This is a genomic window from Psychromonas sp. SA13A (assembly GCF_011378715.1).
Classification (GTDB): domain Bacteria; phylum Pseudomonadota; class Gammaproteobacteria; order Enterobacterales; family Psychromonadaceae; genus Psychromonas.
Map to the genome: position 1 here is coordinate 1 of NZ_WTKU01000017.1, position 23,652 is coordinate 23,652.

The following is a 23,652-nucleotide window of genomic DNA, read 5'->3' on the forward strand; positions in this document are numbered from 1 at the left end:
AGGTATTGAAATAACTGACCTCCACGTTTCTTATCAGACCAAATATAAAGATAAATCGTTTCATGGCTAATCCGCACTTTGTGTTCTTCTCGCAACCATCCTGATATTTGCTCGGGACTCCATTCGAGTCGAATCTTTGAGTTAATTAATGCAATGAGGCTACTCGTCATTTTAATTGCTTTACGAGAATGTAATCGACGATGATGTGCAAACGATTGGGCTTGTTTAATGCGATATCCTCGCTTACCTGTATTACGAGAAAGCTCTCTACTGATAGTTGATTGACTAACTTTTAACTGTTGCGCAATTTTATTTTGACTCAGACCTATTTTCTTTAAAGCATAAATCTGGCATCTTAGCCCATAGGTCAGTTGTTTATATGTTTTCATTGTTGCATCTCTTGCCGGAGAAAAAGCGATAAGCATATATTCAGCTGACCGCTTTTTCTACTAATTCAAGTTATGCACTTATAATCTGAATCCAAGGGTTATTAGAAGAGCTTAATATCAAATATGAGATTGTTCCTTATTTACGCGATAGCGTTACTTTCCTTGCTCCACCAGAGCTTAAATCGATTCATCCATTGGGTAAATCACCGGTAATTGAAGACGATGGTTTGATCATCGCAGAGTCTGGTGCTATCACGGAATACCTAATTGATAAATACGGAGATAAGCAATTCGCCCCAGTGCGAGGTAGCAAAGAATATGTTGAATATTCCCAGTGGTTACACTTTGCTGAAAGCTCTGCAATTTTACCATTATTACTTAAAATGTTTGTTGCAAAAGATGGCTGTAAAACTAATTTCTTAGGAGATTATGCAGATATTGAGACAGCAAAAGTGATTCAGTTTTTTGACCAGTCTTTACAAGGAAAACGCTATTTAGTTTCAGAGCAACTAACTGGAGCAGATATCATGATGTCATTTATAGCTGAGCTAGTACAAAATAATGGTGAACTAGATAAGTATAAAAATATAGCAACTTATTTAGAACAGCTTGCAACACACCCCGCTTTTATACGAGCTAACGAAATAGAATTAAAAGCTGAAGCAAAGGTCTAGTTTTTTACTAATATCAGTTTGTTGATAAAACTTTACTGAATTGATCAAAATACAGCCGTCTATGGGCCCGAGAACAGTTAATTATTTAAGTGGGCAAGTATTGTACTTAGTGCAACTTTAAAACATAGATGGCTGTTGTTTACCTCGAGCCTAATAATATGAAAAATATTTATCTTTTTGTTAAACCTGCATAATAAAAATCAACGATCTGAAAATAAAGTAACTTAGATGATGAAATCAGCTACCTAAATAAATACACGCCCATTATAAATGATAATAATTATTAACCTCAATTTTTAAATGCTATTTAGTTATAAAAGAGTAACTTTTGTTCTTTTGTGCTAATCATAAGCTGGCGTAAACTTCGTTTATCTTAATGTAATAGCGGAAATTACTTCATGGCACTTAACAATTTATCGGCTTTAACATCGCCTTTATCAGAGTCTCAACTGGCTCAATTGCAACAAGCGACAGCAGGCTTAGATGCAGTACAAACTGCATGGGTTAGTGGTTATTTGGCCGGCGTAAGCCAAGGTCCAGTAACATCGGCAGCACTTGCACAAAGCGCAGGTCAAAGTTTAACTATCTTAATCGGTTCACAAACTGGTAACGCTAAAGGCGTCGCACAAGAGTTAGCTGAACAAGCAACAGCTAAAGGTATTCCTAATAAGTTAGTCTCAATGGCTGATTACAAAGTTAAAGCAATCAAAGATGAAAGCCATGTAATTGTTGTTGCAAGTACCAACGGCGAAGGTGAAGCACCTGATGATGCGATTGATCTTCATGCATTTCTAGCGTCTAAAAAAGCCCCTAAGCTAGAAGGTTTAAAATTTGCTGTATTAGGCTTAGGTGACTCAAGCTATGAGTTTTTCTGCCAAACTGGTAAAGATTTTGAACAACGCTTACAAGCGTTAGGTGGCGAAATCATTACTGAACGTTTAGATGCAGATGTAGATTATCAAGAAGTCACACAAGCTTGGTTCGATAAAGCACTAACAGCTGTTGAAGCAACACTTGAAAAAGCCGGCACCTCAACAACCGCAGCGGTTGCAACTGGCACTATCGTGACTGAGAATAAATATAATAAACAAGCGCCTTTCAGTGCAAGTTTATTAACAAGTCAAAAAATTACTGGAACAGAATCCGCTAAAGATGTGCGTCATATTGAAATTGATTTAGCTGGATCTGATTTGCACTACACTGCCGGTGATGCACTGGGTGTGTGGTTTAAAAATGATCAACAAATGGTTGATGAGCTGATTAATAAATTAGGCTTAGATGCAGCTAAAGAAGTGACCTTAGGCGATAAAACGTTATCACTAAAAGATGCTTTAATTGAAGAGTTTGAATTAACGGGTACACATCCGGCTTTTGTAGAAGGTTATGCAACATTAACTGAAAATAAACAATTGCTTGAACTAGCCGAAGATAAAAATGCCTGTCGTGATTTTGCCAACAACAATCAAATTGTTGACGTGGTGACAGCGGAAGGTAATGAAAATGTGACAGCAGAAAACTTCATTGCTTTATTACGTCGCAGCAGCCCACGCTTATATTCGATAGCTTCTAGCCAAACAGAAGTTGAAGACGAAGTGCACTTAACAGTTGGTGCGGTTGTGTTTGAAAATGAAGCAGGACAGCAACGTGGAGGCAGTGCTTCTACTTTCTTGTCGCACCGTTTGCAGGAAGGTGAAGAAGTAAAAGTCTTTATTGAAGACAATCATAATTTCCGTTTGCCTGCAGACCCAGCAACACCGATTATCATGGTGGGTCCAGGTACTGGTATCGCCCCTTTCCGTGCATTTATGCAAGAGCGAGAAGCAAGTGATGCAAGCGGTAAAAACTGGTTATTATTTGGCGACCAAACCTTTAACGAAGATTTCCTATATCAAGTTGAATGGCAATCATATTTAAAATCAGGTTTATTAACTAAATTAGACCTTGCTTTCTCTCGTGATCAAGCACAAAAAATCTATGTACAAGATCGCTTACAAGAAAATGCTAAAGAGGTCTTTGAGTGGTTACAAAATGGTGCTCATTTCTACGTTTGTGGTGATGCAAATCGCATGGCCAAAGATGTACAAAGCACATTAATCGATATTATTAGCAAACAAGGCAAATTAAGCCTTGAAGATGCAGAAGAATATTTAACAGAATTACGCCAAGCAAAACGCTACCAAAGGGATGTTTACTAATGACTCAGAAATTACACGACAACGAACGCATTAAAATTCAAAGTAATTTTCTTCGCGGTAACTTAGTAGAGGGAATCAACGATACAACAACAGGTTCATTCCACCCTGATGAAGTACAGCTGGTTAAATTCCATGGTTTATACCAACAGGATAACCGTGATCGCCGCGCTGAGCGTAAGCAACAAAAACTTGAGCCGCTGTACTCGTTCTTATTACGAGCACGCCTTCCTGGTGGTGTTGTAACGCCTGAGCAATGGTTAGAGATTGACCGTATTGCAGAAGAGTTAACTGATGCAGGTAGTATTCGTATTACTACCCGTCAAACTTTCCAATACCACGGTATTTTTAAACGTAACTTAAAATCAGTATTCCAAGAGCTTAAATTCAAAGCGAATATTGACTCTATCTTTACTGCTGGTGATGTTAACCGTAATACTATTTGTACCTCTAACCCTGAGCAGTCTGAGTTACATACAGAAGTGTATGAGTTATCTAAAAAACTCAGTGAACACTTTTTACCAAAATCAAATGCTTACGCAGAGATTTGGTTAGACGGTGAAAAAGTATTAGATACCGAGGAAGAAGAGCCAATTTATCACAATGTATTCTTACCTCGTAAATTTAAAATTGCAGTGGCATTACCGCCATACAATGATGTTGATATCCATGGTAATGACCTTAACTTCATCGCGATTATTGAAGATAACAAGATCACTGGTTACAACGTAGTGGTTGGTGCGGGTTTAGGTATGACTCACGGCGATAAAACAACATTCCCACGTTTGGGTGATGACTTTGGTTTTATCCCTGTTGATAAAGTGATGGAAGTTGCAGAAGCTGTGGTGACAACACAACGTGACCTTGGTGGTCGTGTTAGTCGTTCACATGCTCGTACTAAATACACATTAGAAACACACGGTATCGAGACCTTCAAACAAGAAGTTGAGAAACGCGCAGGTATCACTTTTGCATCACCAGGTGCTTATGAATTTACAGAGCGCGGCGACCGTATTGGTTGGGTAAAAGGAATTGATAACAAATGGCACTTAACTGTATTCATTGAAAATGGCCGTATTCTAGACTTTGATGGTAAACCATTAAAATCAGGCCTAGTGAAGATTGCTAAAGTACACCAAGGTACTTTCCGCATGACAGCTAACCAAAACTTAGTGATTGCAAGTATTCCGGAATCAGAAAAAGACAACATTGAAAAACTAGCCCGTGAATGTGGTTTGATTGACGATGGAACTAGCGCACAACGTCTTGATTCAATGGCATGTGTTTCATTACCAACCTGCCCGCTAGCGATGGCTGAAGCGGAGCGATACTTACCAGGTTTAACCGATGATGTTGAAGGTTTATTAGCAAAACATAATATTCCTAAAGAACACATTATTTTACGCATTACAGGTTGCCCTAATGGTTGTGGCCGAGCAATGTTGGCTGAAATTGGTTTAGTAGGTAAAGCACCAGGTCGTTATAATCTGCACTTAGGTGGTAATAGAATTGGTACGCGTATTCCTAAAATGTACGCTGAAAATATTGATGAAGAAACAATCGTCAATACATTAGATGAATTAATTGGCCGCTGGGCAATAGAACGTAATCAAGATGAAGATTTTGGTGATTTTGTTATTCGCGCCGGCATTATTTCTGAAGTAGTTGTTGCGGCTAGGGATTTCTATGCCTAACACCTTAGTTCTAGACCATCTATTAACGCTTTCTAAAGCAGAGCAGACCGTTGCTCTTGCTGGGGTAAATACGTTATTAGAAACAATGACAGCATCACAGCGAGTTCAATGGGCTGTCGATAATCTAAAAAGTGAATTTGTTTTATCATCAAGCTTTGGGATCCAAGCAGCCGTGTGTTTACACTTAATCACGACGGTGAAAGCAGATACCCCGATTATTTTGACGGATACAGGATACTTATTTCCTGAGACCTATCAATTTATTGATGATTTAACAAAACAACTTAACTTAAACCTAAAAATTTACAGTGCAGAGCACAGCCCTGCATGGCAAGAAACCCGCTATGGTAAATTATGGGATCAAGGCGTAGATGGTTTAACTAAGTACAATTTGATCAATAAAGTTGAGCCAATGAAACGTGCATTGAAAGAATTAAATGCTAAAACATGGTTCTCTGGTTTACGTCGTTCACAATCATCAAGTCGTGAAGACTTGCCGGTTTTAAGTATTCAAAATAACTGCTTTAAATTTTTACCAATTATCGATTGGAGTAATAAAGAAGTACATTATTACCTAGAAGAGAACGGCTTAAGTTATCACCCACTATGGGAACAAGGTTATGTATCTGTGGGGGATGTACAGACATCACGCCCCCTTGAATTAGGGATGAGTGAAGAAGAAACTCGCTTCTTTGGCTTAAAGCGGGAGTGTGGGTTGCACGAAGACCCTATTGAAGAACAAGGTAGTGGTATTTAACAAAATTTCATCTACTCTTTAAGTTTAAAAAAAGCCTCTCATTTTAATAGAGGCTTTTTTTTACTTAAGAAAACGCACGATCTGCCGATAGCATAATTATCAAGATGAAGGATTTATTATGAAAAAGTTGATACCCACCCTATTAATATTAACGTTATTAAGCAGTGTTAAAGCAAATGCAAATACCTTTGAAACGATACAGCTATACACGCAGGACGAACTCAATGTATTAATTAAGAACAATCAACACTTACAGCGAGTTAAGGCCGATGAGTGCCAATTACTTCAAGATATAAAAGCACATGCGGAAAAAGTGCAAGAACCCTCATATGTGTATTTATGGGGTGATATGTTGGCATGGGGCGTCTGCACAGAGCGAGATGTAGAGTTAGGCATGCACTACATCAAAGAATCCGCACAACAGGGTTTACTAGCGGCTATCGAGCAATTAGGGCGATATTACAATAAAGGTATCTTAGTTACACAAGACAAAGACAGAGCGTTAAGATATTTTCGAGAAGCGGCACTGCAAGGTCATTTAGGCGCGCAAATGAATTACATCACTTTATTAAACCAAGGTTATGGAAGTCCTTATGATTTTGAGGATGCTTATCGTGCTTTATATAATAGCGTTATTGCTAACCCGACAAAAAAGAAACAAGCTAACAGTTTATTAGCAGCCTTAGGAAAAAAGATGCCTGAGTTTGCATTAAAAAAAGCACGTCGTGAATACAACAATTAAGCAATATTTGATAAGATAATCGACTTTCATTAATACAGTTTCTAGTTAATATAGCCTTTAGGTAAGACAACCTCTTATTAACGAAATACAAACAGCCTATACCCACGACCATTCAAATATAATGTTGAGACGAACTTTCAAGAAATACAACAATGCGCCTATTCAGTAATTTGAATAAGGCGCAATCAATCATGTTTAGCGATTAATGACTCGCCTCGTCGACTAAATATAAAATAGACTGATAAGGGATACCACTATGGTGAGATAGCCCTATTTTACAAGTGCGGCTATTACTAAAACCACGAGTACAATGTCCAGGAGCAATAATGTCAAAGCCTGCTTTTTGATCAACGCCTCACTAATATCTGACATTGTAGACTTACTTTATTGCACTATTGTAAGATTTGTATATTAAGGTAAATCGACCGTTTTTTATTCATTTAACCTACGCGACTCGAACTTTGTGGACGATGTGTTTTAAAAGTTGCCACTTTAGGGGCATATTAATAGATAACAGCGAGTATATTAAATTCCTTATATTCTCCATTATTCAGTTTATGAAGTGAATAGTAGCGTTAATGTATTCCCTTCAGAAGTAAGATAATCGATAACAGCTTTAGTTAGTCGAAAATCTTTACATTAAAAATAAATGATGATGAACAATAAAACATATTATTATTAACAAATAGAAACATATATGAAAAACCCCACCTTATTAAGAAAAATTCAACTTAAAATCATATATTTAAAGATATAAAACAGTTTATTTTTACCATTCACAGATATATAGTCGAAATAATTTACATCAATATTCTTCAATATTTAAATAACAATTAAACATATGATTTTAATGACATTATTAAAAATAATTTTATGGTACTGAACTTGCTTATACTTAATTGTAGATACCTATTTGTAAATATAAACAAGGAAGATAATATGAATATAACTAAACTAGTAGTAAGTGCCGTACTTGCTACAACAATGTCACTATCAGCTAACGCTACATTAATGACAATAGAGACTAAAGCCATCACAACAACAATCGACAGTAATGATTTAAATAGCTCATGGGCTGCTGAAACCTCATCAACGCTAACAAACACAGTTAATGCATTTGAACAATATCAAACAGGTCAAAATTCTATTAACCGATTTTCACTAGAATTTACTACTGAAAATGCTGCAACCTGGGGATTCCAAGCTGGTCTAGATGCTCATTATGGAGCGGCTATTTATGTAAATGGAAGTTTAGTTGAAAATAGAACAGATGATTTATGGTGGGCTAATTCATGGTCAAACTCTGACGTTATCACAGCCAGCGCTATCGACATTGTAGCAGGCAATAACCTATTAGAAATATATTGGGCTGAAGCTTGTTGTAATGGTGCTAATTCGATTAGATTTAACGCCGATGGTACAAACTGGGAAACATTAACTACAGCTAACATTACAACGGCAATACCTGAGCCAGCAGCCTTAGCATTACTAGGTTTTGGATTATTAGGCTTTAGCTTACGTCGTAATAAAAAAGCATCATGAAATAACAGGGAGATAAAGTACAATCATATTCCCAAATACAATCCGGTGCAGCTGTGCATCGGAGCTTCTATCAAAACACTTCTATAATATCTATTTAGCTATATCACAACCTATCAATACAAGCCGCTATCAGCCACATAGCAATAGTAAACGACCCTATGATTACTTGCTTTAGTAAAAGAAGTTATAACTCTTTACAGAAGCTATCAGTATCATAAAACACCTAAGCTCTCTTTTTTTGAATATTACTTATCTAAAAACGTATAATTATAAATTACGCGATGATAATAGAAACAAAACCAGAGCCTGTTTGTACTTCGATATAATGCCACCTTCACGAATAGCGAAATGCCCAAACCTTAATCCATTTTTCTGAATATTATTTAACTAAAAACGTAGCAATGATATTAGGAACAACACCAGTAACAACACCAGTAACTACCTGAACTTGGATTAGCGCCACCTTTACGGATAGCGAGACGCGCAAACCTTAATCCACTTTTCAACAGGCATAAAAAAAGACAGCCTAAGCTGTCTTTTTTGAATGTAGTTTTAAACTATATTACTTAACTATTCCAAAAGGAATTAAGTGATGATAGTAGAAACAACACCAGCACCTACCTGAACTTGGATTAGCGCCACCTTTACGGGTAGCGAAACGCGCAAACCTTAATCCACTTTTCTACAGGCATAAAAAAAGACAGCCTAAGCTGTCTTTTTTGAATATTGTTTAACTAAAACGTGTAATTATAAATTACGCGATGATAGTAGAAACAACACCAGCACCTACAGTACGGCCACCTTCACGGATAGCGAAACGTAGACCTTCGTCCATAGCGATTGGACCAATTAGTTCAACAACGAACTTAAGGTTATCACCAGGCATTACCATTTCTACACCTTCAGGAAGCTCAACAGCACCTGTGATGTCAGTTGTACGGAAGTAGAACTGTGGACGGTAACCTTTGAAGAATGGAGTATGACGGCCACCTTCATCTTTACTTAGTACGTATACTTCAGATTCGAACTTAGTATGTGGTTTGATTGAACCAGGTTTAGCTAGAACTTGACCACGTTCAACGTCTTCACGTTTAGTACCACGTAGAAGAACACCAACGTTCTCACCAGCACGACCTTCGTCAAGCAGTTTACGGAACATTTCAACACCAGTACAAGTAGTAGTAACTGTGTCTTTAAGACCAACGATTTCTACAGACTCACCAACTTTGATGATACCGCGCTCAACACGACCAGTAACAACAGTACCACGACCAGCAATTGAGAATACATCTTCAATTGGTAGAATGAATGGTTTGTCAATATCACGCTCTGGAAGAGGGATATAAGTATCTAGTGCATCAGCAAGTTCAAGGATTTTTTCTTCCCATTCAGCTTCGCCTTCAAGAGCTTTAAGCGCTGAACCAAGGATAACTGGTAGGTCATCACCTGGGAAATCATATTCAGAAAGAAGTTCACGAACTTCCATTTCTACTAATTCTAGTAGCTCTTCATCATCAACCATGTCACATTTGTTTAAGAAAACAACTAAGTGTGGAACACCAACTTGACGAGAAAGTAGGATGTGCTCACGAGTTTGTGGCATAGGACCATCTGTTGCAGCAACAACTAAGATACCACCATCCATTTGAGCAGCACCAGTGATCATGTTTTTAACATAATCGGCATGTCCAGGACAGTCTACGTGTGCGTAGTGACGAGTTTCTGTATCGTATTCGATGTGAGAAGTATTGATTGTAATACCGCGCTCACGCTCTTCTGGAGCATTATCGATTGCAGAGAAATCACGAATGTCGCCACCGAATTTCTTAGTTAATACAGCAGAGATTGCAGCTGTTAAAGTAGTTTTACCATGGTCAACGTGGCCAATTGTACCTACGTTTACATGTGGTTTATTACGTTCAAATTTTTCTTTAGACACAGTGTGTACCTTCTTTATCAGTAAATACCTCTCCACATGCCATCACATGGAAAGGCGTTAGTTTAATTTATTTTTTATTTCGCTTCAATAATTGCGTTAGCAATTTTTTTAGGCGCATCGGCATATTCTAAAAATTCCATTGAATAAGATGCACGACCTTGTGTTGCTGAACGTACTGCGGTTGCATAACCGAACATTTCAGACAGCGGTACTTTAGCATGAACGATCTTAACACCACCTGGGCCATCGTCCATTCCTTCAATAATACCACGACGACTATTAAGGTCGCCAACAACAGTGCCCATCCAATCTTCAGGAGTAGTTACTTCCACTTTCATCACGGGTTCAAGTATAGTTGCATCAGCTTTTAATGCACCATCTCTAAAACCCATCATGCCAGCAATTTTAAATGCCATTTCGCTAGAGTCAACCTCATGGTATGTACCATGAAGTAAAGTAACTCGAACGTCAAGCATTGGGTAACCTGCTAACACACCTTGGTTCATTTGTTCTTCACAGCCTTTGCTTACCGCTGGAATGTATTCTTTTGGAATCTCATTACCAGTAATTTGGTTTACAAACTCAAAGCCAGAGCCCGCTGCAAGCGGTTCTAGTTTTAATTGGACATGACCATAATGGCTAGGTCCTTCACCCTGACGAATAAACTTACCTTCGACTTCAACCGTTTTACGGATTGTTTCACGGTATGCTACTTGTGGATTACCCACGTTACAGTTCACAGAAAACTCACGACGCATACGGTCAACAATGATATCAAGGTGAAGTTCACCCATACCAGAGATCAGTATTTGTCCAGACTCTTCATTGGTTTCAACACGAAATGAAGGGTCTTCGGCAGATAGTTTTTCAAGTGCTAGTGTTAGCTTATCTTGGTCAACCTTGGTTTTAGGTTCAACCGCGATCTGAATAACCGGTTCAGGGAAATCCATACGCTCAAGAATAATATTCTGTCCAACAACACAAAGCGTGTCCCCCGTAGTGACGTCTTTAAGACCGATCGCAGCGGCGATATCACCGGCACGAACCTCTTTGACTTCCTTACGTTCGTTAGCATGCATCTGTACGATACGTCCTAAACGCTCTTTTTTGCCTTTAATAGGAATAAATACTTGTTCACCAGACTTAACTACGCCTGAGTACACGCGCATAAAGGTTAACGTTCCCACGAATGGGTCAGTCGCTACTTTAAACGCAAGTGCAGCAAATGGTGCTTCATCTGTCGCAGGACATTCTATCTCTTGGTCATTATGTCCGTTGATAGCTTTAATCGCTTCAACTTCGACCGGAGAAGGTAAATAATCAATAACCGCATCTAACACTGCTTGCACACCTTTATTTTTAAAGGCGCTACCACAGGTCGCTAATACGATTTCATTATTTAACGTACGAATACGTAATCCTGCTTTAACTTCTTCTTCTGAAAGTACACCTTCTTCGAGGTATTTTTCCATCAGTTCATCATTTGCTTCTGCAGCTGTTTCTACTAGTTCCTCGTGCAAAGCTTGCGCGTGCTCTAGTAGGTCAGCAGGAATGTCATAATATTCAAATGTCATTCCTTGATCTGCATCGTTCCAATTAATCGCTTTCATTTTAATGAGGTCGATAACACCGCGAAACTCATCTTCTGTTCCAATATTCAAATGAATAGGAACACAGGTTGCGCCTAAGCGATTTCGAATTTGCTCAAGTACAGATTCAAAATCAGCACCGGTGCGGTCCATCTTGTTAACAAATACAATACGCGGAACGTGGTATTTGTTAGCTTGGCGCCACACAGTTTCTGATTGAGGTTCTACACCTGACGAGCCACAAAATACAACTACAGCACCATCCAATACACGTAAAGAACGTTCAACTTCAATAGTGAAATCTACGTGTCCAGGGGTATCAATGATATTAATGCGGTGTTGCTCATACTGGTTTTGCATGCCCTGCCAGAAAGTAGTAGTCGCAGCGGATGTGATAGTAATACCACGTTCCTGCTCCTGCTCCATCCAGTCCATTGTTGCTGCGCCGTCGTGAACTTCACCAATTCGGTGAGATACGCCAGTGTAGAACAACACACGCTCTGTAGTAGTAGTTTTACCTGCATCGACATGAGCCACAATACCGATATTACGGTAGCGCTCAATAGGAGTTGTACGTGACAATGCAATGTCCTTTTTAAATAAAGCTTTGTGCAAATAGAAACGAAAAAGCACAAGCAAAAGCCTGTGCTAAGAATTTTCTACCAACGGTAGTGAGCAAACGCTTTGTTTGCATCAGCCATACGGTGAACGTCTTCACGTTTCTTAACCGCTGAACCTTTGTTATCTGCTGCATCTACTAGCTCACCAGCTAGACGTAATGCCATTGATTTTTCACCACGCTTACGAGAAGCTTCAACTAACCAACGCATTGCTAACGCATTACGACGAGAAGGACGAACTTCTACAGGAACTTGGTATGTTGAACCACCAACACGACGAGATTTAACTTCGACGCTTGGGCGGATGTTTTCTAATGAAACTTCAAAAAGTTCCATTGGGTCTTTGCCGCTTTTTTCAGCAGCAGTTGCTAATGCACCGTAAACGATTTTTTCAGCAATAGATTTTTTTCCGTCAACCATTACTACGTTAACGAATTTTGTTAGAACTTCTGATCCAAACTTAGGATCTGGTAGTACTTTACGAGTAGCTACGACGCGTCTTCTTGGCATCTTATTATCTCCGTGCGCTTCAGGATTTTACCCAAAACATATTAAAATTAAATAGTGTTTGTTTGGCCTTACTTACGGAAAGTATTAAGATTTAGGCTTTTTAGCACCGTACTTAGAACGACCGTTACGACGTGCAGAAACACCTGAAGTATCAAGTGCACCACGAATTGTATGGTAACGAACACCCGGTAAATCTTTTACACGACCGCCGCGGATCAAGATTACACTATGCTCTTGCAAGTTATGGCCTTCACCACCGATGTACGAAGTTACTTCGAAACCGTTAGTTAGACGTACACGAGCAACTTTACGCATTGCCGAGTTAGGTTTTTTTGGTGTAGTTGTATATACACGAGTACATACACCACGTTTTTGTGGACACGCTTCTAGCGCAGGAACGTTAGTTTTTTGAACTTTGTCCTTACGCGGTTTGCGTACCAATTGTGAAATTGTTGCCATTGTTAAATAGCTCCTAATGTGTGTGTGAAAAATCAAGCCCTAAAGATTAGGGTCGCAAGAGTTTACGCTGAATAGAAAGGCGAGTCAATAAATAGACAATTGTGTTTTTGTTCACAAAACAAGAAAAGTAAAATGAGGTGGTTCGTTATGTTTAATTTAATGATTTAAAAGTGAAATGGGACCATCTACTCTGTAGATGGAGTCTTACCAAGCCAACTGACTTTGACAACGAATACTTAACGCAACAAACTCTGCATAGCTAACAACCTGTCCCATATTTGCTTTTAATCCACGAGCCTGTAAATCGACGTCTAAAACAAACAAACGCTTACTTTGATCTAGCTGTAGTAGCTGTAAGTGCTGATCCGTTGTTGCCGAAACGGCTGAGACTGCATCATTAAGTAATAACAAAAGATCTTTACCACCCAATTGCCTAACACAATCTTTCAGCGCAAAGCTATTAAAAGGAGATCCACTAACAGTGTGTAATATCATCTAAAAACTCATTAATTGGTGTTGTAGCTGAAGATGTTCATTAATTTCTTCTGTATTTAGCAGTGTTGTTTTAATAACTAATTGGTCTACTGAAATGTTTCGCTCAACGAGTGATTGTTGGCAAACATAAACATTTTCTACATCATAAAGTTCAAGCATTTGTAACATCGGTTGAAAATCTTTTTGCAAAATAAGATCTGCTTGATGTTTTGCTAATAATTGATAAACGCCATCACCTATAAAAAATACACTTAAGGATTCGTTAAAAGCAGAAATCGCCAAGGTTAAATCTAATGCCTCACGAGCAGTACTTGAACCATGGGGAGCTTGTCGATTTATGATGCCAATCTTCTTTTCCATGTTCATGCCCTAAAACTGTATTAATCGGTCACAACTAGCAGATAACTCAGCTAATTGACCTAACCCGCTGAGTAAAAAAGGGGGTTTAAGATTGTAATGCTGTAAACCTAATTGTGCTGCCTCTCGCTCATTAACGATACCGCGCCGTAATGATGCCGATACACAAACTTCAAGTGCAAACTTGTATTGAGTCGCTAAAGCAGCCCAGCGATCAGGTATATTAACCTCATCGCTGGCAGGGTTAATTAAATCATTGGCTGTTAGTACACCATCTAAGTAGAAAAAAACACCACATATTTTATGCCCAGCAGCTAATACTGCCTCGCAAAACTGTAAGGCAGATGCGGTATTTTGACTGCTAGCTGGATTACCCGTCACTAACAAAGAAAATTTAACAACCCCTGATTCAGACATACTAAGCCTTAAGCCGTGTACGCAATTGCTTCAACTTCAACCAGTACGTCTTTTGGTAAACGAGCGACTTCAACACATGAACGAGCAGGTGCTAATTCAGCAAAGTATTTACCATAAACTTCATTGAAAGCAGCAAAGTCATTCATATCTTTAATGAAACAAGTCGTTTTAACGACAGTTTGTGCTGTTGCACCAGCGGCTTCTAATACTGCCAATAAGTTTTTCATTACTTGTTCAGTTTGCTCTGCAACACCACCTTCTACAATCTCCATTGATTTTGGATCCAATGGGATTTGACCAGAAGTAAAGATCATGTTACCTAGTTGATTAGCTTGAGAATATGGACCAATTGCTGATGGAGATTGTTCTGTACTAATAATTTTTTTAGTTGTCATTTAATGCTTATCCTAATCAGTTAATTTCGAGCCTGTATATTGAAGTAGAAGCAAAATAAAAACAATGCGAAATGATAAAAAATTAAACTCGTACAAATAAAAGCCCAACAAAAATATTAACCCTTAAAACACCAAAATAACCACGAAGCGCTGCGCTACACGAAGAGCACGAAGAAAAGCTATAATCAGCTCAAATTTTAGATATAAAAAAAGGTGCCGAAGCACCTTTTTTTCTAAAGCAAAATTAATTGCTTATATTTGCTACTTATTCACCAAAATCAACGGCGTTTAGTAAGTCAGCTAAGTTTTGCTCAGCTGCTTCAACATCGATAATAGGCTCAGCACTAACAGGTTCAAGCTCTTTAGCTTTAGCTGCGGCACGAGTACGGTGATGTGCAAAACCAGTACCAGCTGGAATCAAGCGACCTACGATTACATTCTCTTTCAAGCCATGTAATTGGTCACATTTACCTGCAACAGCTGCTTCCGTAAGAACACGCGTTGTTTCTTGGAAAGATGCTGCTGAAATAAATGATTCAGTTGCTAGTGATGCTTTAGTAATACCAAGTAACTGGTACTCAAACTTAGCTAAGTTTTTGCCTTCAGCTTCTAAGCGACGGTTTTCAATGATAACGCGTACAACTTCAGCTTGCTCACCTACTAAGAATGGCGTATCGCCAGCATCAGTGATGATACATTTACGTAGCATTTGGTTAACGATAACTTCGATATGCTTATCATTAATTTTTACACCTTGTAAACGGTATACTTCTTGTACTTCGTTAGTGATGTAGTTAGCCACTGGGCTAATACCACGTAGACGAAGGATGTCATGAGGAGACTCAGGACCGTCAGAAATAACCTCACCTTTTTCAATCTTCTCACCTTCGAAGATGTTTAGGTGACGCCATTTAGGGATCATCTCTTCGTAAACATCACCATTTGCTTGAGTGATCACTAGGCGACGCTTACCTTTGGTTTCTTTACCAAATGCTAACGTACCAGATACTTCAGCAAGAATAGCGGCATCTTTAGGTGTACGAGCTTCAAATAAGTCAGCTACGCGAGGTAGACCACCCGTGATATCACGAGTTTTTGAACTTTCTTGAGGGATACGAGCAACCGCATCACCAACTCGTACTTGAGCACCATCTTCAAGGCTAACGATTGCTTTGGCAGGAAGTGCATATTGCGCAGCAACTTCAGTACCAGGAATGAATAAATCATTACCTTTAGCATCAACTAATTTAGCCATTGGACGCATTTCTTTACCTGCACTTGGACGCTGTGCAGGGTCAATAATAACAATACTTGATAAACCAGTTAGTTCATCAGTTTGTTTATTAATAGTAATGCCTTCAATAAAGTCTAAGAACTCAACCGTACCTTCCACTTCCGTAATAATTGGGTGTGTATGCGGGTCCCAGTTAGCAATGATTTCGCCAGCAGTGATTGCTGCACCATCTTGCTTCTCAAGAACAGCACCATAAGGTAGACGGTGATTCTCTTTAGTACGACCTAATTCATCAATAACGGTTAGCTCAGTTGAACGAGACGTTACAACTACTTTGCCATCAGAGTTAATTACAAACTTAGCGTTATGTAATTTAACTTTACCGGTATTTTTAACTTGGATATTGTTTTCTGATGCAGAACGCGATGCTGCACCACCGATGTGGAACGTACGCATCGTTAACTGTGTACCAGGTTCACCGATAGACTGAGCGGCCATAACACCAACTGCTTCGCCTTGACCAACCATGTGTCCACGAGCCAAATCACGACCGTAACATTGTGCACAAGCACCAAAGTCAGTATTACAAGTAATAACAGAGCGAACCCATACTTGGTCAACCGATGCTTCTTCGATTAAGTCACAGTATTTTTCATCAAGTAATACGTTACGTGCGATTAATACTTCGTTATCTGTACCTGGTTTAATGATGTCACGAGCAACAACACGACCTAGTACACGTTCACGAAGTGGTTCAACAACGTCACCACCTTGAATTAACGGAGTAACTAACAGACCTTCAGTACTACCACAATCTTCTTCAGTAATAACTAAATCTTGAGCAATATCAACAAGACGACGAGTTAGGTAACCCGAGTTTGCTGTTTTAAGTGCGGTATCGGCTAGACCTTTACGTGCACCATGCGTCGAGATAAAGTACTGAAGTACGTTTAGACCTTCACGGAAGTTAGCTACGATAGGCGTTTCGATGATTGAACCATCCGGTTTAGCCATCAGACCACGCATACCCGCTAGCTGACGAATCTGAGCGGCACTACCACGTGCGCCCGAGTCGGCCATCATGTAAACGCTGTTAAACGAATCTTGCTGAACTTCTTCACCTTTCGCTGTTAAGACTGTGTCTTTAGAAAGGTTTTCCATCATCGCTTTAGCCACTTGCTCATTCGCACTTGCCCAAATATCGATAACTTTATTGTAACGCTCACCCGCAGTAACAAGACCAGCTTGGAATTGCTCTTGGATTTCTAGTACTTCAGCTTCAGCTTCTTCAACTAAGCGTTTCTTAGCATCAGGAATAACCATATCGTCGATACCAACAGAAGCACCTGACAATGTTGCGTACTCAAAACCTGTGTACATCAATTGGTCAGCAAAAATAACAGTGTCTTTAATACCTAGTAAACGGTAACAAGCATTTAGCACGTTAGAGATTGCTTTTTTGCCCATGTTCAAATCAACATGCTCGAATGGTAAACCTTCAGGCATGATTAAAGATAAGATGGCACGACCAATCGTCGTTTCAACTAAACCAGTTGTTGATGTACGAGATTTATCTTCTGCAATGTGTACCTGTGTCATACGAACTTTAACAATTGCTTGCAAGTCTACAACACCAGCACGGTATGCTTTTTCAGCTTCTTTTGCATTTTTGAAGTACATGCCTTCGCCACGCGCATTAATGCGAGTACGAGTCATGTAATACAAACCTAATACAACGTCTTGTGAAGGTACGATAATCGGCTCACCATTTGCAGGTGATAAGATATTATTCGTAGACATCATTAACGTACGAGCTTCAAGCTGTGCTTCAATTGTTAACGGTACGTGTACCGCCATTTGGTCACCATCGAAGTCGGCGTTGTATGCCGCACAAACTAATGGGTGTAATTGAATCGCTTTACCTTCGATTAATACAGGTTCAAATGCTTGGATACCTAGTCTGTGAAGTGTTGGTGCACGGTTAAGTAGCACTGGATGTTCACGGATAACACCTTCTAGGATATCCCAAACTTCACCACCTTCACGGTCAACTAATTTCTTAGCTGCTTTGATAGTAGTAGCAAGACCTAATGCTTCTAACTTACCGTAAACGAATGGTTTGAATAGCTCTAATGCCATCTTCTTCGGAAGACCACATTGATGTAAACGTAGAGTTGGACCCACTGTAATTACAGAACGACCAGAGTAATCAACACGTTTACCTAGTAAGTTTTGACGGAAACGACCTTGCTTACCTTTGATCATATCTGCAAGCGATTTTAGAGGACGTTTGTTCGAACCAGTAATAGCTCGGCCACGACGACCATTATCTAATAACGCATCAACAGACTCTTGTAACATACGTTTTTCGTTACGTACGATGATATCTGGCGCAGCTAGTTCTAAAAGACGTTTTAGGCGGTTATTACGGTTAATAACACGACGGTATAAGTCATTTAAGTCAGACGTTGCAAAACGTCCGCCGTCTAGTGGTACTAGAGGACGTAAATCAGGTGGTAGTACTGGAAGTACTGTTAAGATCATCCACTCTGGTTTGTTTGAAGACTGGTGGAAAGATTCTACCAATTTCAGACGTTTAGTTAATTTCTTACGGCGAGTTTCAGAATTAGTTGTTTCTAACTCTTCACGCATGCCTTTGATCTCGTGTTCTAGATCTAGGTCTTTAAGCAGTGCAAAAACGGCTTCAGCGCCCATCATTGCATCAAACTCATCGCCCCATTGCTCTAGGTTGTCCAAGTACTCTTCTTCAAGAAGAATTTGACCACGTTCAAGATCAGTCATACCTGGTTCAACAACCACGAATGATTCAAAATATAGGATACGTTCGATATCACGTAACGTCATATCAAGCATTAAGCCGATACGAGACGGAAGTGATTTAAGGAACCAAATGTGTGCAACAGGTGATGCTAATTCGATGTGTCCCATACGGTCACGACGAACTTTAGCTTGAGTTACCTCAACACCACATTTTTCACAAATAACACCACGATGTTTTAGCCGCTTGTACTTACCACATAAACATTCGTAATCTTTGATTGGACCAAAGATACGTGCACAGAACAGACCTTCACGTTCAGGTTTGAATGTACGGTAGTTAATGGTTTCAGGTTTTTTAACTTCACCAAAAGACCATGAACGGATCATTTCTGGTGATGCTAAACCGATTTTAATACCATCGAATTCTTTGGTTTTATTTTGTTGCTTTAAAAACTTGAGTAAGTCTTTCACGCTACTCTCCCATAGGAGTTAAAACTAGGCGTCTCAAAAAAACGAGACGCCACATATTTTCAACTAAAACGAATTTTAGTTAGATTCATCTAGCTCGATATTGATGCTTAATGAACGGATCTCTTTCAACAATACGTTGAATGATTCAGGCATGCCTGGTTCCATTCTATGGTCACCGTCTACGATGTTTTTATACATCTTAGTACGACCGTTAACATCATCCGATTTAACTGTCAGCATCTCTTGTAGAGTGTAAGCAGCACCGTAAGCTTCTAGTGCCCATACTTCCATCTCACCAAAACGCTGGCCACCGAACTGAGCTTTACCACCAAGTGGTTGCTGAGTAACCAAGCTGTAAGAACCTGTTGAACGTGCATGCATTTTGTCATCAACTAAGTGATTCAGTTTTAACATGTACATGTAACCAACGGTTACTGGACGTTCAAATGGGATACCCGTACGGCCATCAGTTAATTGTAACTGACCAGACTCAGGTAAATCAGCCATGCGTAACAATTCACGGATTTCACTTTCGTGTGCGCCATCAAATGCTGGAGTCGCAACTGGTAAACCTTTGTATAGGTTTTTAGCAAGACGTAATACAGCTTCATCATCAAAGTCATTTAAGTCAACATGACACGGTGCATCACCGAATGAGTAAAGTTTTTGTACATATTCACGTACTTTGCTGATTTCAACGTCACGCTGATCTTTGATCATACGCTCTAGTTTCTCACCAACACCTTTACACGCTAGACCTAGATGTGTTTCAAGAATCTGACCGATGTTCATTCGAGATGGTACACCCAATGGGTTAAGTACGATATCAACTGGAACACCAAACTCATCGTGAGGCATATCTTCTACAGGTACGATGTTTGAAATAACACCTTTGTTACCGTGACGGCCGGCCATTTTATCACCTGGTTGTAGGCGACGACGTACCGCTAAGTAAACTTTAACAATTTTTTGTACACCCGGTGCTAAATCATCACCTTGTGTGATTTTACGACGTTTAATATCAAACTCTTTATCGTAGTTTGCTTTAATTTCGTCGTGTTGTGCATTGATTTGATCTAAAAGCGTTTGCTTCTCATCATCAGAAAGCACGATATCAAACCACTGAGCCTTAGGCATTTGTAGTAGACGCGCTTCTTCTTGACCAGCAGAAACTAATAGGTTTAATGCTTTTTCGTAAATAGAGCCTTCTAAAAGTTTAAACTTCTCAGTTAAATCTTTCTTCGCCGCTTTTAACTGCATTTCTTCAATTTCTAGTGCACGTTTGTCTTTCTCAACGCCGTCACGAGTAAAGACTTGTACGTCAATTACTGTTGCGTAAGTTGAGTTAGCTACGCGTAAAGAGCTGTCTTTAACATCAGACGCTTTTTCACCGAAGATTGCTCGTAATAGTTTTTCTTCTGGCGTAAGTTGAGTTTCACCTTTTGGTGTTACTTTACCGACTAAGATATCACCAGGTTTAACTTCAGCACCTACATAAACAATACCAGACTCATCTAGTTTGCTTAGTGCAGATTCACCAACGTTAGGGATATCGGCAGTGATCTCTTCAGTACCCAATTTAGTTTCACGTGCAATACATGAGAACTCTTGGATATGGATCGTAGTAAAACGATCTTCTTGAGATACACGCTCAGAAATAAGGATTGAATCCTCAAAGTTGTAACCATTCCAAGGCATGAAGGCAATCTTCATGTTTTGACCAAGTGCTAAATCACCCATATCAGTCGATGGACCATCGGCTAATACGTCACCGCGAACAATTGGCTCGCCAGGTTTACACGTTGGTTTTTGGTTAATACAAGTATTCTGATTCGAACGCGTGTATTTAGTTAAGTTGTAGATGTCGATACCGGCTTCACCAGCAACTAATTCATCATCAGCAACTTTAACTACGATACGAGATGCATCAACGTAATCAATTGTTCCGCCACGTTTTGCAATAATGGTTACACCAGAATCGATCGCTAGACGACGTTCAATACCTGTACCTACTAATGGCTTATCAGCACGTAGTGTTGGTACAGCTTGACGTTGCATGTTTGCCCCCATTAAGGCACGGTTAGCATCATCATGTTCTAAGAACGGGATAAGTGACGCAGCAACAGAAATGATCTGTTGTGGTGACACATCCATGTAATCGATGTCGTTTGGTCCCATGAAGGTAGTTTCACCTTTATGACGACACTGGATCATATCTTCGTTAAGCATGCCATTTTCATCAAGACCGGCAGATGCCTGTGCGATAACAAATGTACCTTCTTCGATAGCTGATAAATATTCAACTTGATCAGAAGGTTTACCATCGATCACTTTACGGTAAGGTGTTTCTAAGAAACCGTAACTGTTAGTACGAGAGAAAGTAGCTAACGAGTTGATAAGACCGATGTTTGGTCCCTCAGGTGTTTCGATAGGACATAAACGACCGTAATGCGTTACGTGTACGTCACGTACTTCAAAGCCAGCACGTTCACGTGTTAAACCACCAGGGCCTAATGCAGAGATACGACGTTTGTGTGTTACTTCTGATAACGGGTTATTTTGATCCATAAACTGAGACAGTTGTGATGAACCAAAGAACTCTTTAACAGCAGCTGAGATAGGTTTTGCATTGATCAGATCTTGCGGCATAGTCGCATCAAGATCGCCTAATGATAGACGCTCTTTAACAGCACGTTCAACACGTACTAAACCAACACGGAATTGGTTTTCAGCCATTTCGCCAACACAACGAATACGACGGTTACCAAGGTGATCGATATCATCAACTTCGCCATTACCGTTACGGATATCGATCAGTGTTTTCATTACACTTAAGATATCTTCGTTAGATAGAATGCCAGGACCTACATCGCCTTCAATATTAACGCGACGATTGAACTTCATACGACCTACTTTAGATAAGTCATAACGTTCTTCTGCAAAGAATAAGTTTTGGAATAAACCTTCTGCAGCATCTTTTGTTGGTGGCTCACCAGGACGCATCATACGGTAAACTTCTACTAACGCTTCTAAACGGTTAGTTGAAGAGTCAACGCGTAATGTATCCGAAATAAATGAACCACAATCTAATTCATTAGTGTAAATTGCTTCGAATTTTTTAATACCAGACTGTGCTAGCTCTGCTAATAATTCAAGCGTAAAGATATCATTTGCGTTAACAATGATTTCACCAGTTTCGCTGCTGATGTAATCTTTCGCTGACACTTTACCTTCTAGATGTTCGAATGGCACTTCAATGTGTTGTACGCCGTCTTTTTCAAGTTGACGAATATGACGAGCAGTAATACGTTTGCCCGATTCAACATAAGTTGTACCTTTACTCACGATGTCAAAGTTAAACTGCTCACCACGTAAACGGTCTGCAATTAATGCCATCGTAATAACACCATCTTTAACAACAAACTGAGTTGTATCAAAGAAGATGTCTAGGATTTGTTCTGTCGTGTACTCAAGTGCACGTAACATGATAGTCGCTGGTAATTTACGACGACGGTCAATACGAACAAATAAGTTGTCTTTCGGGTCAAACTCAAAATCTAACCAAGAACCACGGTAAGGGATAACACGTGCGTTATATAACACTTTACCCGAACTGTGTGTTTTGCCTTTATCATGATCAAAGAAAACACCAGGTGAACGATGTAATTGAGAAACAATAACACGCTCAGTACCATTGATTACAAAGGTACCATTTTCTGTCATGAGTGGCATTTCACCCATGTAAACTTCTTGTTCACGGATATCTTTAACCGTGCCTGCTGGCGCGTCACGATCATAAATAACAAGACGTAGTTTTACACGTAAAGAGGCAGAGTATGTAACTCCGCGGATTTGGCATTCTTTTACATCGAATACAGGTTCACCTAAGCGGTAGCTTACGTATTGTAGCTCCGAAGTGCCTGAGTAACTCGCGATAGGAAAGATGCTGTTAAAAGCAGCTTGTAAACCTACTTCGCCAGTCGGATCGACTTCAATGTATCGTTTGAATGAATCTAGTTGAATCTCCAACAAGTATGGTTTTTCCATTACTTGTGGGCGTTTCCCGAAATCCTTACGAATACGTTTTTTCTCAGTATAAGAGTAACCCATGTGGTTCCTTTGCTCGCTGATTAAATTGGTCATAGTTGTCTTACTTGGTTTGAATCTTGTTGCATGACAACGGCGGCACATTATTTTGGTGTTAATGATGTTTTAAATGTCTATATTGCTTCTGTTTGAGCCTGTTTTTAAGGCGCAGCTTATATCGCTGACTTTATCGTTCGAAACAATATGGCAATAACATCACCTTAAGCGTCCGATGACCGTAAAAAATAATGATAAATCACGGTATCCTATAGCGCAAAAAGGCCGGTGATTAAATAATCACCAGCCAGT

At 39.5% G+C, this 23,652-nt stretch carries 17 protein-coding genes; 6 read left to right on the plus strand and 11 right to left on the minus strand.

The genetic code is table 11. The features are described 5' to 3' along the window. Positions 1-389, minus strand: a 389-nt coding sequence (locus GQR44_RS13990; protein ID WP_166371881.1) for a helix-turn-helix domain-containing protein, incomplete at its 3' end; no start/stop codon positions are given. Positions 390-478: 89 nt separating this feature from the next. Here GQR44_RS13990 and GQR44_RS13995 point away from each other — a divergent pair. The 6 genes from GQR44_RS13995 to GQR44_RS14020 all read left to right on the plus strand — a co-directional run bounded on the left by GQR44_RS13995 (position 479) and on the right by GQR44_RS14020 (position 7,990). After that, a complete protein-coding gene (locus GQR44_RS13995; protein WP_166372438.1) occupies positions 479-1,063 on the plus strand; it encodes a glutathione S-transferase in 585 nt (194 codons plus the stop codon). Between the two features lie 398 nt (positions 1,064-1,461). Next, on the plus strand, positions 1,462-3,258 hold the full coding sequence (locus GQR44_RS14000; RefSeq protein ID WP_166372377.1) for an assimilatory sulfite reductase (NADPH) flavoprotein subunit: 1,797 nt from the start codon (positions 1,462-1,464) through the stop codon (positions 3,256-3,258). Next, positions 3,258-4,949 (plus strand): assimilatory sulfite reductase (NADPH) hemoprotein subunit, encoded by a 1,692-nt coding sequence (cysI, locus tag GQR44_RS14005; protein ID WP_166372378.1) that lies wholly within the window; start codon positions 3,258-3,260, stop codon positions 4,947-4,949. Before GQR44_RS14000 ends, cysI begins: the two co-directional genes overlap by 1 nt. Continuing rightward, the gene (locus tag GQR44_RS14010) at positions 4,942-5,706 is read left to right on the plus strand and encodes a phosphoadenylyl-sulfate reductase (protein WP_166372379.1); all 765 of its coding nucleotides are present in this window, start codon (positions 4,942-4,944) and stop codon (positions 5,704-5,706) included. Before cysI ends, GQR44_RS14010 begins: the two co-directional genes overlap by 8 nt. Positions 5,707-5,824: 118 nt before the next feature. Next, a complete protein-coding gene (locus GQR44_RS14015; protein ID WP_166372380.1) occupies positions 5,825-6,448 on the plus strand; it encodes an SEL1-like repeat protein in 624 nt (207 codons plus the stop codon). Between the two features lie 939 nt (positions 6,449-7,387). Beyond that, positions 7,388-7,990, plus strand: coding sequence for a CCXG family PEP-CTERM protein (locus GQR44_RS14020; protein ID WP_166372381.1), 603 nt, complete (start codon positions 7,388-7,390; stop codon positions 7,988-7,990). Between the two features lie 754 nt (positions 7,991-8,744). On the opposite strand, the gene tuf is transcribed toward GQR44_RS14020, so the two are convergent. From tuf to rpoB, 10 genes are all read right to left on the minus strand, one after another. Next, entirely contained in the window at positions 8,745-9,929 is a 1,185-nt protein-coding gene (tuf, locus tag GQR44_RS14025; RefSeq protein WP_025565705.1) for an elongation factor Tu, read from the minus strand. A 74-nt stretch (positions 9,930-10,003) separates the two neighbouring features. Continuing rightward, positions 10,004-12,100 (minus strand): elongation factor G, encoded by a 2,097-nt coding sequence (gene fusA / locus GQR44_RS14030; RefSeq protein ID WP_166372382.1) that lies wholly within the window; start codon positions 12,098-12,100, stop codon positions 10,004-10,006. Positions 12,101-12,177: 77 nt separating this feature from the next. Further along, positions 12,178-12,648 (minus strand): 30S ribosomal protein S7, encoded by a 471-nt coding sequence (gene rpsG / locus GQR44_RS14035; protein WP_025565708.1) that lies wholly within the window; start codon positions 12,646-12,648, stop codon positions 12,178-12,180. Between the two features lie 84 nt (positions 12,649-12,732). Beyond that, on the minus strand, positions 12,733-13,107 hold the full coding sequence (gene rpsL / locus GQR44_RS14040; protein ID WP_028869203.1) for a 30S ribosomal protein S12: 375 nt from the start codon (positions 13,105-13,107) through the stop codon (positions 12,733-12,735). Between the two features lie 204 nt (positions 13,108-13,311). Further along, positions 13,312-13,602, minus strand: a complete 291-nt coding sequence (gene tusB, locus GQR44_RS14045) for a sulfurtransferase complex subunit TusB (RefSeq protein ID WP_166372383.1) — start codon at positions 13,600-13,602, stop codon at positions 13,312-13,314. Beyond that, positions 13,603-13,962: a sulfurtransferase complex subunit TusC gene (gene tusC / locus GQR44_RS14050; protein ID WP_166372384.1), complete on the minus strand. Its 360-nt coding sequence runs from the start codon at positions 13,960-13,962 to the stop codon at positions 13,603-13,605. Between the two features lie 9 nt (positions 13,963-13,971). After that, positions 13,972-14,376, minus strand: coding sequence for a sulfurtransferase complex subunit TusD (tusD, locus tag GQR44_RS14055; RefSeq protein WP_166372385.1), 405 nt, complete (start codon positions 14,374-14,376; stop codon positions 13,972-13,974). Positions 14,377-14,384: 8 nt separating this feature from the next. Next, the gene (locus GQR44_RS14060; RefSeq protein WP_166372386.1) at positions 14,385-14,771 is read right to left on the minus strand and encodes a RidA family protein; all 387 of its coding nucleotides are present in this window, start codon (positions 14,769-14,771) and stop codon (positions 14,385-14,387) included. A gap of 265 nt (positions 14,772-15,036) precedes the next feature. Continuing rightward, the gene (gene rpoC, locus GQR44_RS14065) at positions 15,037-19,257 is read right to left on the minus strand and encodes a DNA-directed RNA polymerase subunit beta' (protein WP_166372387.1); all 4,221 of its coding nucleotides are present in this window, start codon (positions 19,255-19,257) and stop codon (positions 15,037-15,039) included. A gap of 75 nt (positions 19,258-19,332) precedes the next feature. Continuing rightward, the gene (gene rpoB, locus GQR44_RS14070) at positions 19,333-23,367 is read right to left on the minus strand and encodes a DNA-directed RNA polymerase subunit beta (protein ID WP_166372388.1); all 4,035 of its coding nucleotides are present in this window, start codon (positions 23,365-23,367) and stop codon (positions 19,333-19,335) included. Positions 23,368-23,652: the final 285 nt, after the last annotated feature.